Raw genomic sequence first — 15704 nt, 5'->3', positions numbered from 1 at the left:
TCACCGCTTTCGGCCGTGGTCCATGGCTCGCCGCTCCCGGTACGCCGCCACGTGTTGGCGGTTGCCGCAGTTGCCGGTGTCGCAGAACTTGCCCGACCGGTTGCGGGACATGTCCACCAGCACCGCGTCACAGTCCGACGCCGCGCACATCTTGAGGCGGCGTAGCTCGCCGATGCGGATCAGGTCGGCCAGCGCCATCGCCATCTCCGCGCCCATCCGCTGCCACAGCGGGTCGTCCACCGACGCGAGGTGCAGGTGCCACTCCGGCATCTCCGGATGCCGGGTCAGCCATGGCGAGGCGTTCGTGTCGGCCAGCAATGCGTTGACCGCAGCCACGGTGCTCTCCTCATCGTCGGCGACCGCCCAGATTCGGCCCAGGCGGTCGCGAAGCCGATGCACCGACTCGAGTTCCTCGGCGTCGCGGTCACGGCGGCCCGTCCAGCCGAAGCTGTCGAGGTAGGTGTTCAACGCCGCCATGTCACCGAGCCGCTCACCGTCGACGCGATCGCTGTTGATGAGCTCACACGCGGCCCGCAGGGTGAGCTCGGTGTCATGACTGAAAAGCATTTGACTCATGACGCCTCTCGTCGTTAATGTCAGGAGCGTAGTTCATTTTACTCCTTACATTCCCTCGGAGGTCGACCATGGCCGTGACGGCATCGGGCGCGCGGCCCGCTGCTGACCACTTCCGGCTCGGGCTGATGCTGGCGGTCGGTTCGGCGGTCGCGTTCGGCTCTTCGGGACCCTTCGCGAAGGCGCTGATGACGGCGGGCTGGAGCCCGACCGCCGCGGTCGTCGCCCGGCTTGCAGGCGGCGCGCTGGTGATGGCGCTTTTCGCCAGCATCGTCAGGCGCGGGTGGATTCGCGAAGCGCTGCGTCACCCCACGACGGTGCTCGCCTACGGCGTCGTCCCGATCGCGGGCGCGCAGCTGTTCTACTACAACGCCGTCGCGCACCTGTCGGTCGGCGTCGCGCTGCTGTTGGAGTACACCTCGCCGGTCATCGTCGTCGCCTGGGTCTGGGCCACCACACGCCGGCGCCCGACCACACTGACCCTGGCCGGTGTCGGGCTGGCGATCGCCGGGATCATGCTGGTGCTCGACGTGTTCTCGGGAGCGCACATCAACGTTGTCGGCGTGGGCTGGGGGCTGGCGGCCGCCGTCTGCGCGGCCGGATATTTCCTGATGTCGGCCAACGCCGGCTACCCGGGCGACAACGACGGAATCAGCCCGGTCACACTGGCCGCGGCGGGGCTGATCGTCGGCTCGGTCGCGGTCACACTCCTCGGACTGACCGGGATCATGCCGCTGACGTTCACCGCCGCCGACACCGTCATCGCCGGACACACCACCTCGTGGATCGTGCCGGTCATCGCCCTGGGCGTCATCGCCACCGCGGTGGCCTACACGCTGGGCATCATGGGCATCGCCCGGCTGCGGCCACGCTTCGCGTCGCTGGTCGGTCTTTCCGAGGTGATGTTCGCGGTGCTGGCGGCCTGGATCCTGCTGGGCGAGGGGATCACCCCCACGCAGGCGGTCGGAGGCGCCATCGTCCTGGCCGGCCTGGCGCTGGCACGCGCAGGCGACCGTTCCGAAGCGATTGCCGAGGCGACGTGGCCGCACGGCCCACTCGGGGAGTCGTCCGTGCGAGCGAACTGTTAGCCCACAGACCCCTTGGTATGTGAGTATGTCCGCGTGACTTTGCTGCGCGAGACGGCCCGACTGGCGGCCGCGGTTGCCGCAGTCGCCGCACTCGTCGGCGGCACGGCCCCGCTGGCGGCCGCCCAACCCGGCCCCCCACCCGGCCCCGTCAGCCCCGGATACGGTTCCGGCGCGACGCCCGGGCCGGCCGCCACCAGCCCCGGATACGGATCCTCGAGGTCCTCGTGCAGCGATATCGAGGTGATCTTTGCTCGCGGCACCGACGACACCCCCGGCCTGGGCACGCCGGGCACCGCGTTCGTCAACGCGCTGCGCGGCCTGACCGGGGGGCGCACCATCAGCACGTACGCGGTCAACTATCCCGCGTCATACGACTTCCTGGCCGCCGCCGACGGCGCGACCGACGCCACGAACCGCATCGCAATGCTGGCGCAGCAGTGCCCGAGCACCCGCATCGTGCTCGGCGGGTACTCGCAGGGGGCGGCGGTCGTCGACATGCTCGCGGGTGTTCCGCCGCTCGGCAACAAGATCGGCTCGATCGGTTCGGCTCCCCCGCTGCCGGGCAGCCTGGTGCCCAACGTCGCCGCCGTCGCGGTGTTCGGCAACCCGGCGACCAAGTTCAGCAACCCGATCACCAAGTCGGTGTTCGCGGGCCGCGCGATCGACCTGTGCAAGGACGGCGACCCGATCTGCTCCCGGGGCCGTAACCCGTTCGCCCACAACGACTACGTGACCGCCGGCCTGGTCCAGGAGGCAGCGAACTTCGTCGCCGGTCTGGTCTGATTCCGCGCGGCGATATCATCTCGTCCCGTGGATTTCGCTCGCCTTCGTCGTCGGTTCACCGGCGCAGCCGTCGTCGCGGCAACCGGATTGACCCCTTCCGTTCTCGCGCCACCCCTCGCTTCGGCGCAGGGCTGCTCGGATGTGACGGTGGTGTTCGCCCGCGGCACCGGTGAACCTCCCGGCATCGGCCGTGTCGGCCAGGCGTTCGTCGACGCGCTGCGTCCGCAGCTCGGGGACCGCACGCTGTCGGCCTACGGGGTGGCCTACCCGGCCACCTACGACTTTGTGATGGCGGCCGACGGTGCCGCCGACGCGGCGGCGTTCGTCACCAACACCGCGCAGTCGTGTCCGGGCTCGCGCATCGTGCTCGGCGGGTTCTCTCAGGGCGCTGCGGTCGTCGACATGCTGGCCGGCATCCCGCCGCTGGGGAACCGGATCGGCGCGCTGGGCCCGGTGCTGCCACCGAACGTCGCGCCCAACGTCGCGGCCGTCGCGGTGTTCGGCAACCCGGCGACCAAGTTCGGCAACCCGATCACGTCCGCGCCGATCTTCGGTGGGCGGGCGATCGACCTGTGCACCGACGGCGACCCGATCTGTTCCCGCGGCCGCAATCCGTTCGCCCACAGCGATTACGTCGGAGCCGGAATGGCGAACCGGGCTGCGGATTTCGTGGCGCGGCTGGTCTGAGGTCGCGGCAACCGCGAAGGATTACCTTCGTCGGCGTTGATTAGTTCCTATAGGATCGGCGGAGTGCAAAACGATCTTGTTCGCAGCTTGGGGCGCCGGGGAATGCTGCTCATCGGGGCGGTCGTCCTCGCAGTCGCGGGGCTGATCGCGCCCGTCCCCCTGGGCACCCAAGGCCTCTTGTCCGTCGCCGCCGCGCAGTCGTGCCCGCAAGCGGAGCTCATCTTCGCCCGCGGTCGCACCGAGTCGCCCGGTGCCGGCGTGATCGGCAACGCGCTCATCAGCGCGCTGCGCAACAAGACCGACAAGAACATCAACCTCTATTCCGTGAACTATCCGGCCGACTACGAGATCGACATCGGCGCCAACGACATGAGCTCGCGGATCCAGGACATGGCGGCACGGTGCCCCGACACCCGGCTGGTACTCGGCGGATACTCGCTGGGTGCCGCGGTGACCGACGTCGTGCTGGCCGCACCCATCGCCGCGTTCGGGTTCGACAAGCCGCTGCCACCGGGAATGGACCGCCACATCGCTGCGGTCGCACTGTTCGGCAACGGCATCGCATGGGCCGGGCCGATCACGAACTTCAGCCCGCTCTACGGCGAGCGCACCATCGAGTTGTGCCACGGTGCCGATCCGATCTGCAACCCCGCAGAGCCGAAGACCTGGGAGGGCAACTGGCCCGACCACGCCGCGCGCGCATATGTGAATGCGGGCATGGTCAACCAGGCGGCCGACTTCATCGCCGCCCGGATCTAGAGGGGATCTAGTCGACCACCCGCAGGTCGCGGGTGACCTTCGTGCGCGCTTCGAGCTGATCGTCGGACGGGTAGTCGACGCCGACGAGGGTCAACCCCTGCGGAGGCGCTGCCGCGAATTCGCTGGACCGCCGATCGGCGGCCAACAAACTTGCGCACCAGTCGGGTTCGCGGCGGTGTTCGCCGACCGCCAGCAGCGCACCGACCAGTGACCGGACCATGGACCAGCAGAAGGCGTCGGCGCTGACATGCGCGGTGACGCGCGCCCCCTCACGCGACCAGTCCAGGCGCTGCAGGTCGCGGATGGTGGTGGCGCCCTCGCGGTGCCGACAGAATGCGGCGAAGTCGTGCAGTCCCAGTAGCTTCCGTGACGCCTCGGTCATCGCGTCCACGTCGAGCGGGCGCGGCCAGGCAGTGACAAAGCGCGCCTCGTGCGGTTCGACACCGAATGGCGCCGTCGACAATCGATAGACGTAGTGGCGGCGCAGCGCGGAGAAGCGGGCGTCGAAACCGGCGGCGGCACGCTTGACGTCGAGCACCCGCACATCTCGGGACAGGAACCGGCCGAGCCGTCGCACCAGCGGCAGGAACTCGCTGTCGCCGGGACGCGTCGCACGCGGATAAGCGTGTGGCAGGGCCTCTTCGGGCACATCGACATGAGCGACCTGACCGGTGGCGTGCACACCGGTGTCGGTACGACCCGCCCCGCGCACCACCACCGCGGTGCGGAACACCGTCGACAGCGCCTCTTCGAGGACACCGGCCACGGTCCGCTGTCCTGTCTGGACCGCCCAGCCGGCGAACTCGGTTCCGTCGTAGGCGATGTCGAGCCGGAGACGAACGAGCCCGCCACCGGATTCGATGGCGGGCTCGCTCATGACGTCCTCAGGACTTGTCGTCATCCTTATCGGCCTCAACCTGTGCGGGCTCGTCGGCCGAAGCCTCGGCCTCAGCGCCCTCGGACGACTCGGCCTCGCTCGATTCGGTCCTGGCTTCCTCGACCGATTCGTCCTCGGTGGGACCCTCGGCGGCCTCGGGCACGACCGCGGCCTGTGGGGCCGACGCGGCCGCAACCGGCTGCTCGGTCTTCTGCGCACCCGCGGCACCGGATCCGACGTCGCCGCCGGAGCGGCTCCGGCGTGCACGGTTGGCCTCCGAGGTCACCGTCTTCTCCCGCACCAGCTCGATGACCGCCATCGGGGCATTGTCGCCCTTGCGGTTCTCGACCTTGATGATGCGTGTGTAACCGCCCTCGCGGTCGGCGTAGAACGGGCCGATCTCGGCGAACAGCGTGTGCACGATGTCCTTGTCGCGGATCTTCTTCATCACCTCACGCCGGTTGTGCAGCGTGCCCTTCTTGGCGTGCGTGATGAGCTTTTCCGCATAGGGACGCAACGCCCGTGCCTTCGGCTCGGTGGTCTTGATGCGGCCGTGCTCGAAGAGCGAGGTGGCCAGGTTGGCCAGCAGCGCCTTCTGGTGCGAGGACGACCCGCCGAGGCGAGGGCCCTTGGTGGGCTTGGGCATTGCGACTATCTCCTATGTGGGGCCGACCCCCGTATCAGGTAGGGCCGGGACGGACTCTGTTGTTTAGAGCTGTTCGGTTTCGGCGTAGTCCTGGTTGTCGTCCAGGTCGTAGCCGGCATCGCTGTTCCACGTGCCGGTGGCGACGTCGTAGCCGGCGACCTCGGACGGATCGAACGAGGCTGGGCTGTCCTTGAGCGACAGGCCCAACTGATGCAGCTTGATCTTCACCTCGTCGATGGACTTCTGGCCGAAGTTGCGGATGTCCAGCAGGTCGGACTCCGTGCGTGCGACCAGTTCGCCCACGGTGTGCACACCCTCGCGCTTGAGGCAGTTGTACGACCGCACCGTCAGGTCCAGATCGTCGATCGGCAGCGCGAAGCTGGCGATGTGATCGGCCTCGGCCGGGGAGGGCCCGATCTCGATACCTTCGGCCTCGACGTTGAGTTCCCGTGCCAGACCGAACAATTCGACCAGCGTCTTGCCCGCCGAAGCGAGCGCGTCACGCGGCGTGATCGAGTTCTTGGTCTCCACGTCGAGGATCAGCTTGTCGAAGTCGGTGCGCTGCTCGACGCGGGTGGCCTCCACCTTGTAGGTGACCTTGAGCACCGGCGAGTAGATCGAATCGACAGGGATGCGGCCGATTTCGGCGCCCGAGGCCTTGTTCTGCACGGCCGGCACGTAGCCGCGACCGCGCTCGACGACGAGCTCGACCTCGAGCTTGCCCTTGTCGTTGAGGGTGGCGATGTGCATCTCGGGGTTGTGCACCGTCACGCCGGCGGGCGGAACGATGTCACCCGCGGTGACCTCACCCGGCCCCTGCTTGCGCAGGTACATGGTGACCGGCTCATCTTCTTCCGACGAGACGACCAGGCCCTTGAGGCTCAGGATGATGTCGGTGACGTCTTCCTTGACTCCGGGCACCGTGGTGAACTCGTGCAGCACTCCGTCGATGCGGATGCTGGTGACCGCCGCGCCCGGGATGGACGACAGCAGCGTGCGCCGAAGCGAATTGCCAAGGGTGTAACCGAAACCTGGCTCCAGCGGCTCTATTACGAACTGGGAGCGGTTCTCGGCCTTGACATCTTCGGACAGTGTGGGGCGCTGAGAGATCAGCATGTGTTTCTTTCCTCCTCTACGGCACCCGCTATTTGATGCCGCACACCCGGCCGCCATCTGGGCGGCGGGAAATTTACTTCGAGTAGAGCTCGACGATCAGCTGCTCGGTGAGCGGGACGTCGATCTGTGCACGCTCGGGCAGCTGATGCACCAGGATGCGTTGGCGCTCACCGACGACCTGAAGCCACGACGGGATCGGGCGGTCGCCCGCGGTCTCCCGCGCGATCACGAAAGGATCGGTGTTCAGCGACTTTTCCTTCACGTCGATGATGTCGTACTGCGACACCCGGTAGCTCGGGATGTCGACCTTGACACCGTTGACCAGGAAGTGGCCGTGGCTGACCAGCTGTCGCGCCATCCGGCGGGTGCGGGCCAGGCCTGCGCGGTAGATGACGTTGTCCAGCCGGCTCTCCAGGATGCGCAGCAGGTTGTCACCGGTCTTGCCGGGCAGCCTGTTGGCCTCCTCGTAGTAGCGACGGAACTGCTTCTCCATCACGCCGTAGGAGAAGCGGGCCTTCTGCTTCTCCTGCAGCTGCAGGCGGTATTCGCTTTCCTTGATCCGCGCGCGACCGTGCTGGCCGGGCGGGTAGGGGCGCTTCTCGAACGACTGATCGCCGCCGACCAGGTCCACGCCGAGGCGGCGGGACTTGCGGGTCGCGGGTCCGGTGTAACGAGCCATTGTCTGTTTCTCCTCGTCCTACTAGACCCGGCGCCGCTTCGGCGGACGGCACCCGTTGTGCGGCTGCGGCGTGACATCGGCGATCGCGCCGACCTCGAGGCCGGCGGCCTGCAGCGACCGGATCGCGGTCTCGCGGCCCGAGCCCGGGCCCTTGACGAACACGTCGACCTTCTTCACGCCGTGTTCCTGCGCCTTGCGGGCGGCGTTCTCGGCGGCCAGCTGCGCGGCGAACGGTGTGGACTTACGCGAGCCCTTGAAGCCCACGTGCCCCGACGACGCCCAGGCGATGACGTTGCCCTGCGGGTCGGTGATCGTCACGATCGTGTTGTTGAACGTGCTCTTGATGTGCGCGGCGCCGTGCGGGACGTTCTTCTTTTCCCGGCGACGGGTCTTCTGCCCCTTCTTGGGGCCGGCCGCTGCCTTTTTTGCGGGTGGCATCGTCGATTACCTGGCCTTCTTCTTGCCGGCGATGGTGCGCTTGGGACCCTTGCGGGTGCGCGCGTTGGTCTTGGTCCGCTGGCCGCGCACCGGAAGCCCGCGGCGGTGCCGCAGGCCCTGGTAGCAGCCGATCTCGATCTTGCGGCGGATGTCGGCCTGCACCTCGCGGCGCAGATCGCCCTCCACCTTGAGGTTGGCTTCGATGTAGTCGCGCAGCTGGGTCACCTGATCATCTGTCAGGTCCTTCGTGCGCAGATCCCGGCTGATGCCGGTGGCGTCCAGGATCTCCTGGGAGCGGGTACGGCCGACGCCGTAGATATAGGTCAGGGCGATCTCCATGCGCTTATCGCGCGGGAGGTCGACGCCCACGAGACGTGCCATCAGGCAGTGTTCCTTCTTCTATGCGGAGGTCTTGTCCCAGTCCGTTCCCTCATATGGGGTCCGGCCTCCGTGCCGGACGTGACGAGCGGCGCTGATACGTCTTTTTGGCGCTGACGCGCCGGGCAGCTCAGTGGTACTGGGGTTTCGTCATTCAGTTGTGTCGGCAGCCGGCGGGTCTAGCCCTGCCGCTGCTTGTGGCGTGGATCAGAGCAGATCACCATGACCCGCCCATGCCGGCGGATCACCCTGCACTTATCGCAAATGGGCTTGACGCTCGGGTTCACCTTCACGGCTCGTTCGATCCTGTTCTTCTGGAGTGTCTGTTTTTACTTGTACCGGTAAACGATGCGGCCCCGGGACAGGTCGTAGGGAGACAGCTCCACCACGACGCGGTCCTCGGGCAGGATGCGGATGTAGTGCTGCCGCATCTTGCCGCTGATGTGGGCAAGGACCTTGTGTCCGTTCTCCAGCTCAATGCGGAACATCGCATTGGGCAGGGGTTCGACCACGCGACCCTCGACCTCTATGGCACCGTCTTTCTTGGCCATTGTTTTTCGGAGATCCTCCGTGTCCTGATTGTTGGCGCCTTCCCGCCGCGAGCGGCGGATACTGCTTGTGGCGCAGCATTTGCTCCGACTACAGAACGTGAGCCAGTAGCCAGAAATTCCTGAACAGGGCACGCAAAGAGTCGGCGCGATCACCGCACCGTTGATCCATGGTACTCGCCCACCGGCCGCGCCCAAAATCGCGACGGAGGGCTCCGTCACCCCGTCGCCGTCTCGGGCCGGTCCGGTTCTGCGTCACTACCGCGGACCAGGCCCGATTGCACCAGCGCGGCCGTGACGAACCGGTGCACGGGCCGGGACCTGAAGAAGCCGGTGTGCCCGCCGCGGTACCACTGGATGTCGGGACGGCCCCAGTGCTCCCACAGCCGGTCGATCTGCTCGCGAGGGTGGACCACCTGGTCGGCGACGCCCGCGTAGATGAAGCGCCCGGCCATCGGGACTTGCGGCGGCAACGACAGCGGCGAGATCATCCGGCCCAGCGGGGCGGCCAGCCTGATCGTCTCCATCCGCGGATCGTCGCTGTCCATGCCGGAGTGCCGCGCCAAAAGCCCGACCAGGTCTGCGACCGGCACGCCCAGCACCGCGCATTCCAGGTCCTCGTCGAGGCTGGCCACCAACGCCGCGATGAAACCGCCCAACGACAGGCCGTACACGCCGATCGGCGCGTCCGGCTGCTGCCGGCGAATCCATGCCAGCAGGCTGCGGACGTCCCACACCGCCTGCGCGGTGGCGTGGATGTCGTCGAGGACGTCCTCGCCGGGGAACACCGCACCCTTCGGCAGTCCCTTGGCTCGCGGACCGTGCATCGGCAGCACCGGCATCACGACGTTGAGACCCAACTCCTCATGCAGGTACCAGGCGCGGAAGATCGCCAGGTCGATCGCCGCCCGCCCCATCTCGGTGCCGTGGACACACACCAGCCACGGCCGCGGTTCGGGGTGGCACAGCAGCAGACCGTAGCCGCGCGAGACGGCGTCATAACCCAGCCAGCGGTCGGCGCCCGGTTCGGCGGCGTCCGGCCGGTACCCGCTGGTCCAGCGCAACCGGTAATAGGAGCGGTTGCGGCGACGCACCGGTGAGACGTCCAAGTCGCTGGGCGGCCCCGGCGCGGCGAAGAACGCCGCCGGGTCGTCGAGGCATCCACGCTCTCCGTAGAAGTCCAGCGCCGCCACCACTTCACCGTGGATCCGCTCGAACGCCCGCGGATCGCTGAGCGGACGCCGCGCTCGCAGCCCGAGCAGCACCACTTCGTCACGGAACGCCTCGGCGGCCAACGCGACCGTCGGCCGCACAGTCGGCGTCTGATCGCGGCCGTCGTGGAGGTAGTCACGCCACGAGCGCGCGTAGTAGCCGCCAGTTCTCGTCAGCGGTTGCACCGCCTTGCGCAGCGGCGCCTGTATCCGCGGCACGGTGGGGCGGTGCGGAGTACGTGCGTCGTTGTCGGCGCCGACGCCGATGTCGTCTGTTCCCACACCTCCGACAGTAGCGACGCGGTCGTCGTACCCGTAGTGCCATTGGTCACCTGTTGAACCGTGCAATCGTACTGAGGCTGAGCCGGATTCGGCGCAGGCCGCCCAGCGCCAGTGGCGCTCACCACTGTGCACGACAAATGTGGCGGCCCCTATACCCGACCTAAGGTCGTTCTGCCGCTTCGTTTGCCGCATAGGTGACTTCGGTCCCTAGCCATCGCCGACGGCCGGTGGCCCGATGAGAAGTGGTCAACGGCGGTGAAACCCGGCTCACATCTTGTGCTGGTGTCACCGGCTGACTTCGGCCGGCTGCAACGGGGCGAGAAGGCCTCGGGCTGTTGGTCGTTCGTGCTCCGGCGAGAAGTGGGACGGACCCGCCTTGTGGTGCGCGGCAGCGGTGGCGCGGTCGGGCATTCCTGGTTCGACATACCGCATTTCGTGATGGAGCAGAAGATGATACGCGGCATAGCACAGCGCACCCAGCGGACCCGCAGCCGGGAAATCACCGAAGCGCTCAACCGGCACCCGTCAGGAAGGCGGTCTCGTCGACCCCGGATGGTTTCGCAGCGAACCTGAGCAACTGACCCCGATATCGGCTGGACGATGGCCGCATACTTGTACGCGATGACCGGCCCCTCGCCCCAGCCTCGTAAACCCGTCATTTTGAGCGTCGATGACGATCCGGCGGTGTCGCGCGCTGTCGCCCGCGATCTGCGCCGCCACTACGGCGAGGGATTTCGCGTCGTACGCGCCGAGAACGGCCCCGATGCGCTCGAGACGCTCAACGAACTCAAACTGCGCGGTGAGACTGTCGCGGTGTTCGTCGCCGACTACCGGATGCCGCAGATGAGCGGGATCGAGTTCCTCGAAGAGGCGATGGACATCTTCCCGATGGCCCGCCGCGTGCTGCTGACCGCATATGCCGACACGCACGCCGCGATCGACGCGATCAACGTCGTCGACCTCGATCACTACCTGCTCAAACCGTGGGACCCGCCGCAGGAGAAGCTCTATCCGGTGATCGACGCGCTGATCGAGGCCTGGCGCGAGACCGGCGACCGGGCGATCCCGCACACCAAGATCATCGGGCACCCGTGGAATGCACGCTCGTCGGAAGTTCGCGAGTTCCTCGCCCGCAACCGGCTCTACTACACGTGGTTCCGCGCCGACGAACCCAAGGGAAGGCAGCTACTCGATGCCGCGGGACTCGACGGGCTGACGCTTCCGGTGGTGGTCACCGAACAGGGCGAGACGCTCGTCGCGCCGGACGACGCCGAACTCGGCGCGACGCTCGGCTTGTCGATCACGCCCTCGGAGGACTTCTACGATCTGGTCGTCATCGGCGGCGGCCCCGCGGGTCTGGCCGCGGCGGTATACGGTGCCTCCGAAGGCCTCAAGACGGTGCTCATCGAGCGCACGGCAACCGGTGGGCAGGCCGGCCAGAGCTCACGGATCGAGAACTACCTCGGCTTTCCCGACGGCGTCTCGGGGTCTCAGCTCGCCGAACGGGCCCGCAGACAAGCCGAGAAGTTCGCGGCCGAGCTCATCACGGCGGCCGAGGTCACCGCGCTCGAGATCGACGGCAACGCGCGCACCGTCCACCTGTCCGACGGCCGGTCGATCGGGACGCGGGCCGTGATTCTGGCGATGGGTGTGGAGTACCGCCAGCTGCCCGCCGAGGGCTGCGCAGATCTCACCGGCGCAGGCGTCTACTACGGAGCCACCTCCTCGGTGGCCGCCGAATGCGAGGACGAGGAGGTCTTCGTCATCGGCGGCGCCAACTCCGCGGGGCAGGCCGCGATGTTCCTGTCACGAACCGCGAAGAAGGTGAGCATCGTCTGCCGCCGCACCCTCGAGGACTCGATGTCCTACTACCTGATCCAGCAGATCAGGACGACCGACAACATCCGCGAACTTCCGCACACCGCAGTGCACAAGGTCGAAGGCAACGGCCACCTCGAACGCATCTGCCTGGAGAACCTGAACACCGGTGTGCGCGAGGAACACACGTGCGGGCGCATGTTCATCTTCATCGGAGCCGAACCGCGCACCGACTGGGTGGAACAGGCCGGTATCGCCCGCGACGACCACGGATTCATCCTCGCCGGACCCGATCTGCGCGACGTGGCCGGCTGGACGCTGGACCGTCCGCCGCACCACCTGGAAACAAGCGTGCCCGGTGTGTTTGTTGCAGGAGATGTGCGTTCCGAATCCGCCAAGAGGGTGGCGGCCGCCGTCGGCGAAGGGTCGATGGCGGTGATGTTGGTGCACCGATACCTGGCGGAGGCGTGATGGGCGACAACGAGAACCAGTGCATGCCCGACGAACTGCGCTCGCTGTTCCTGTTCGAGGCGCTCGACGACCGGCAACTACAGGTGCTGTGCGACAACGGCCACATCACCACGTTCGACCCCGGTCCGGTGTGCACCGAGGGCGACCCCGCGACCTGTTTCTACGTGCTGCTCGACGGTGAGCTGGTGATGTCGAAGCGCTCGGGCGGCGTGGACATCGAGACCAATCGCACGTCCCAGCGCGGGGTGTACTGCGGCGCGTGGTCGGCCTACGTCCCCGGCGAGGAGCACCTCTACGAAGCCTCGGTTCGCGTCACGAGGCCGTCCCGCTTCTTCGTGCTCGACGCCGACGCGTTCGCGAAATTCATGCAAGCGGAGTTCCCGATGGCAGTGCACCTGCTCGAGGGGCACCGCGTCGGCGGCCGGCGCCAGAGTCAGATCCTCGGCCAGCGCGAGAAGCTGCTGGCGCTGGGCACGATCACCGCCGGCCTGACCCATCAGCTCAACAACCCGGCGGCGGCCGCCGCCCGCGCGGTGGCCGACCTTCGCGAGGGCGTCGGCAAGATGCGCTACAAGCTGGCGATGCTGGCCGACGGCAAGTTCACCCCGGAAGCGCTGCGGGTGCTCGTGCGAATCCAGGACGAAGTCGCCGAGCAGGTCGCCAAGTCCAAGGCGCAGGAACTCACCGCGCTGGAGTTGTCCGACTCCGAAGAGCACATCGGCGACTGGCTGGAGGGCCGCGGCATCGCCAGCGCCTGGGACTACGCCCCGACGTTCGTGGAGGCGGGCCTGGACCTCGACTGGCTCGAACGTGTGCAAGCCTCGATCGATGACGTCGACTGCTCGGCGACGCTGCAAAGCGCATTGGGTTGGCTGAAGTACACGATCGACGCCGAACTACGGATGAACGAGATCGCCGACGCCAGCAAGCGGATCTCGGCGCTGCTGGCCGGCGCCAAGCAGTACTCGCAGATGGACCGCAGCGAGTACCAGGCCGCCAACGTCCACGAGCTGATCCACAGCACGATCAAGACCATCTTCGGCGACAAGGTAGGTAAGGACAAACCGGTCGCGCTGGTGTGGGAGAAGGACACCACACTGCCTCAATTGATGTGCTACCCAGGCGATCTCAACGAAGTCTGGACCAACATCATCGACAACGCGATCCAAGCGATGAACTATGAGGGCACGTTGACGATCCGCACGTCGCGCAAGAACGACGAAATGATCCGCGTCGAGATCTGCGACGACGGGCAAGGCATCGCCGAGAAGAACATCGACCGCATCTTCACACCGTTCTTCACCACCAAGCCGTTCGGTCAGGGCACCGGTCTGGGGCTCGATCTCGCCCGGCGCATCGTCGTCGAAAAGCACCACGGCGACATCCAGGTCACGTCCGCGCCCGGCGACACCCGGTTCGTCATCGATCTACCGTTGGTTGCGCCGGCCCCCGAAGCGCCGACCCCGACGGAACTTCCCCTCACAGCCGGATAGCCGGAATAACCCTTGGACACCGAGAAGTTGGAGCGACCATGACGAAACCCGATCTCGGCAGGTACGGCGCGTTCGGCCATTACTCCATGTGGCAGAAGCTGAGCCCGGAGCAACTGCGGGCCATCGAAGACCTCGGCTACGGGGCGATCTGGGCAGGCGGTTCACCGGCGGCCGAATTGTCCTGGGCGGAACCGATTCTCGAGGCGACGAACACACTCAAACTGGCGACCGGCATCGTCAACATCTGGACCGCGGACGCCGAGCCGGTCAGCGAGTCCTTCCACCGCATCGAGAAGGCCCATCCGGGACGCTTTGTGCTGGGTATCGGCGTCGGCCACCCGGAGGCTCATACCGAATACCAGAAGCCGTACGACGCGCTCGTCACCTACCTCGACAAGCTCGACGAGCACGGGGTGCCGAAGGACAGAAGGGTGGTCGCGGCGCTGGGTCCGCGGGTGCTCAAGCTGTCCGCGGACCGCGCGGCCGGGCCGCACCCCTACCTGACGACGCCGGAACACACCGCCGAGGCGCGCAAGCTGATCGGCCCGGATGCGTTCATCGCTCCTGAGCACAAGGTGGTGCCGACCACCGACCCCGAGCAGGCGCGCGCGGTCGGCCGCAAGGCACTCGCGATCTATCTCAACCTGACGAACTATCTCAACAGCTGGAAGCGTCTCGGATTCACCGACGACGAGGTCGCGAAGCCGGGCAGCGACCGGCTTGTCGACGCCGTGGTGGCGTATGGCACCGTCGACGCCATAGCCGAACGGCTCAACGAGCATCTCGAGGCGGGCGCCGACCACGTGCCCGTGCAGGTGCTCACCGGACCGGACAAGCTGGTGGACGCGTTGGCTCAATTGGCGGGTCCGCTCGGATTGAAGTGACGTCACCACCGAAGGGATCCGTATGACTGAGCTCAAGCCCAATTTCGGCCGCTACGGCGTATGGACGTTCGGCGTTCCGAAACCCGAACAGGCCGTGGAGATCGAGAAGCTCGGCTACGGCGCGGTGTGGATCGGCGGATCGCCTGCCGGCAACCTGGAATACGTCGAGCCGATCCTCGAGCGCACCGAGAACCTTCAGGTCGCGACCGGGATCATCAACGTGTGGACGGCGCCCGCCGGCGAGGTCGCCGACGCCTACCACCGCGTCGAGGAGGCGTATCCGGGCCGGTTCCTGCTGGGCATCGGTATCGGTCATCCCGAGCACACCGAGGAGTACCGCAAACCGTACGACGTGCTCGTCGAGTACCTCGACGCGCTGGATGCGAAGAAGGTGCCGACGAGCCGGCGGGTGATCGCGGCGCTGGGGCCCAAGGTGCTCAAGCTGTCGGCGCAGCGCAGCGCAGGGGCGCACCCGTACCTGACCACCCCGCAGCACACCGGAGAGGCACGAAACCTCTTGGGCCCCACGGTGTTCATCGCACCGGAGCACAAGGTCGTATTGGCCCGCGACGCCGAGGCATCGCGCGAGATCGGCAGGCAGACAGTCGATTTCTACCTCAACCTGTCGAACTACCTGAACAACTGGAAGCGTTTGGGCTTCACCGAGGACGACGTCGCCAAGCCCGGCAGCGACCGGCTGATCGACGCGCTCGTCGCCCACGGCACCCCCGACGCGATCGCCGCGCGGCTCAACGAGCACCTGGACGCGGGTGCCGATCACGTCGCGATCCAGGTGCTCGGCGGATGGGACGTCTTGATCCCCACACTGACCGAGTTGGCCGGGCCGCTCGGTTTGAAGGGCTGACGGGGCCCACCGTCAACCGGTCGGGGGTAGCAGCATCGTCTGCCAGGTCTTGTTCTGCGGCGCACCGGGTTCCGGTGGAGCGGTGGGGGGGTTCGCAGATCCCGGGGG

Annotated in this window: 18 protein-coding genes; 8 read left to right on the top strand and 10 right to left on the bottom strand. The window is 67.2% G+C overall.

The features are described 5' to 3' along the window. Positions 1-567, bottom strand: coding sequence for a CGNR zinc finger domain-containing protein (locus tag CEX87_RS02525; RefSeq protein ID WP_094285856.1), 567 nt, complete (start codon positions 565-567; stop codon positions 1-3). Between the two features lie 77 nt (positions 568-644). On the opposite strand from CEX87_RS02525, the gene CEX87_RS02520 reads away from it, so the two are divergent. The 4 genes from CEX87_RS02520 to CEX87_RS02505 all read left to right on the top strand — a co-directional run bounded on the left by CEX87_RS02520 (position 645) and on the right by CEX87_RS02505 (position 3890). Next, positions 645-1661, top strand: a complete 1017-nt coding sequence (locus tag CEX87_RS02520) for an EamA family transporter (RefSeq protein ID WP_064394318.1) — start codon at positions 645-647, stop codon at positions 1659-1661. Between the two features lie 33 nt (positions 1662-1694). Beyond that, positions 1695-2444, top strand: coding sequence for a cutinase family protein (locus CEX87_RS02515; RefSeq protein WP_416171881.1), 750 nt, complete (start codon positions 1695-1697; stop codon positions 2442-2444). A gap of 27 nt (positions 2445-2471) precedes the next feature. Continuing rightward, entirely contained in the window at positions 2472-3131 is a 660-nt protein-coding gene (locus CEX87_RS02510) for a cutinase family protein (protein ID WP_064427247.1), read from the top strand. A 102-nt stretch (positions 3132-3233) separates the two neighbouring features. Next, entirely contained in the window at positions 3234-3890 is a 657-nt protein-coding gene (locus CEX87_RS02505; RefSeq protein ID WP_064399040.1) for a cutinase family protein, read from the top strand. 7 nt (positions 3891-3897) lie between these two features. On the opposite strand, the gene truA is transcribed toward CEX87_RS02505, so the two are convergent. From truA to CEX87_RS02460, 9 genes are all read right to left on the bottom strand, one after another. Further along, a complete protein-coding gene (truA, locus tag CEX87_RS02500) occupies positions 3898-4767 on the bottom strand; it encodes a tRNA pseudouridine(38-40) synthase TruA (protein ID WP_064399042.1) in 870 nt (289 codons plus the stop codon). A 7-nt stretch (positions 4768-4774) separates the two neighbouring features. After that, positions 4775-5413, bottom strand: a complete 639-nt coding sequence (gene rplQ / locus CEX87_RS02495) for a 50S ribosomal protein L17 (protein WP_064399043.1) — start codon at positions 5411-5413, stop codon at positions 4775-4777. A gap of 63 nt (positions 5414-5476) precedes the next feature. Continuing rightward, positions 5477-6529 carry a DNA-directed RNA polymerase subunit alpha gene (locus CEX87_RS02490; protein WP_094285854.1) on the bottom strand — a complete coding sequence of 351 codons (1053 nt, stop codon included), beginning with the start codon at positions 6527-6529 and terminating at the stop codon, positions 5477-5479. A gap of 73 nt (positions 6530-6602) precedes the next feature. Further along, a complete protein-coding gene (gene rpsD / locus CEX87_RS02485) occupies positions 6603-7208 on the bottom strand; it encodes a 30S ribosomal protein S4 (RefSeq protein WP_064426594.1) in 606 nt (201 codons plus the stop codon). A gap of 21 nt (positions 7209-7229) precedes the next feature. Continuing rightward, positions 7230-7646: a 30S ribosomal protein S11 gene (rpsK, locus tag CEX87_RS02480; protein ID WP_094285852.1), complete on the bottom strand. Its 417-nt coding sequence runs from the start codon at positions 7644-7646 to the stop codon at positions 7230-7232. Positions 7647-7652: 6 nt separating this feature from the next. Next, positions 7653-8027, bottom strand: coding sequence for a 30S ribosomal protein S13 (gene rpsM / locus CEX87_RS02475; protein WP_064345640.1), 375 nt, complete (start codon positions 8025-8027; stop codon positions 7653-7655). 176 nt (positions 8028-8203) lie between these two features. Beyond that, the gene (gene rpmJ / locus CEX87_RS02470; protein ID WP_003879483.1) at positions 8204-8317 is read right to left on the bottom strand and encodes a 50S ribosomal protein L36; all 114 of its coding nucleotides are present in this window, start codon (positions 8315-8317) and stop codon (positions 8204-8206) included. Between the two features lie 36 nt (positions 8318-8353). Then, entirely contained in the window at positions 8354-8575 is a 222-nt protein-coding gene (infA, locus tag CEX87_RS02465; protein WP_003418601.1) for a translation initiation factor IF-1, read from the bottom strand. A gap of 215 nt (positions 8576-8790) precedes the next feature. Further along, positions 8791-9969 carry an alpha/beta hydrolase family protein gene (locus tag CEX87_RS02460; protein WP_416171884.1) on the bottom strand — a complete coding sequence of 393 codons (1179 nt, stop codon included), beginning with the start codon at positions 9967-9969 and terminating at the stop codon, positions 8791-8793. 717 nt (positions 9970-10686) lie between these two features. Between CEX87_RS02460 and CEX87_RS02450 the strand changes: the two genes are divergently transcribed. The 4 genes from CEX87_RS02450 to CEX87_RS02435 are packed head-to-tail and all read left to right on the top strand — an operon-like array spanning position 10687 to position 15596. Beyond that, positions 10687-12354 (top strand): NAD(P)/FAD-dependent oxidoreductase, encoded by a 1668-nt coding sequence (locus CEX87_RS02450; RefSeq protein ID WP_094286179.1) that lies wholly within the window; start codon positions 10687-10689, stop codon positions 12352-12354. Beyond that, on the top strand, positions 12354-13847 hold the full coding sequence (locus CEX87_RS02445; protein ID WP_064419484.1) for an ATP-binding protein: 1494 nt from the start codon (positions 12354-12356) through the stop codon (positions 13845-13847). The genes CEX87_RS02450 and CEX87_RS02445 overlap by 1 nt, the downstream gene beginning before the upstream one ends. Before the next feature lie 38 nt (positions 13848-13885). Further along, a complete protein-coding gene (locus tag CEX87_RS02440; protein ID WP_064399052.1) occupies positions 13886-14731 on the top strand; it encodes an LLM class F420-dependent oxidoreductase in 846 nt (281 codons plus the stop codon). A gap of 22 nt (positions 14732-14753) precedes the next feature. Further along, positions 14754-15596, top strand: a complete 843-nt coding sequence (locus CEX87_RS02435; protein ID WP_064399054.1) for an LLM class F420-dependent oxidoreductase — start codon at positions 14754-14756, stop codon at positions 15594-15596. Positions 15597-15704 lie beyond the last annotated feature (108 nt).

It is taken from the genome of Mycobacterium lehmannii (genome assembly GCF_002245535.1).
Lineage (GTDB): Bacteria > Actinomycetota > Actinomycetes > Mycobacteriales > Mycobacteriaceae > Mycobacterium > Mycobacterium lehmannii.
Note: the sequence above shows the minus strand (reverse complement) of the source record. Positions and strands in the feature narration are given on the sequence as shown.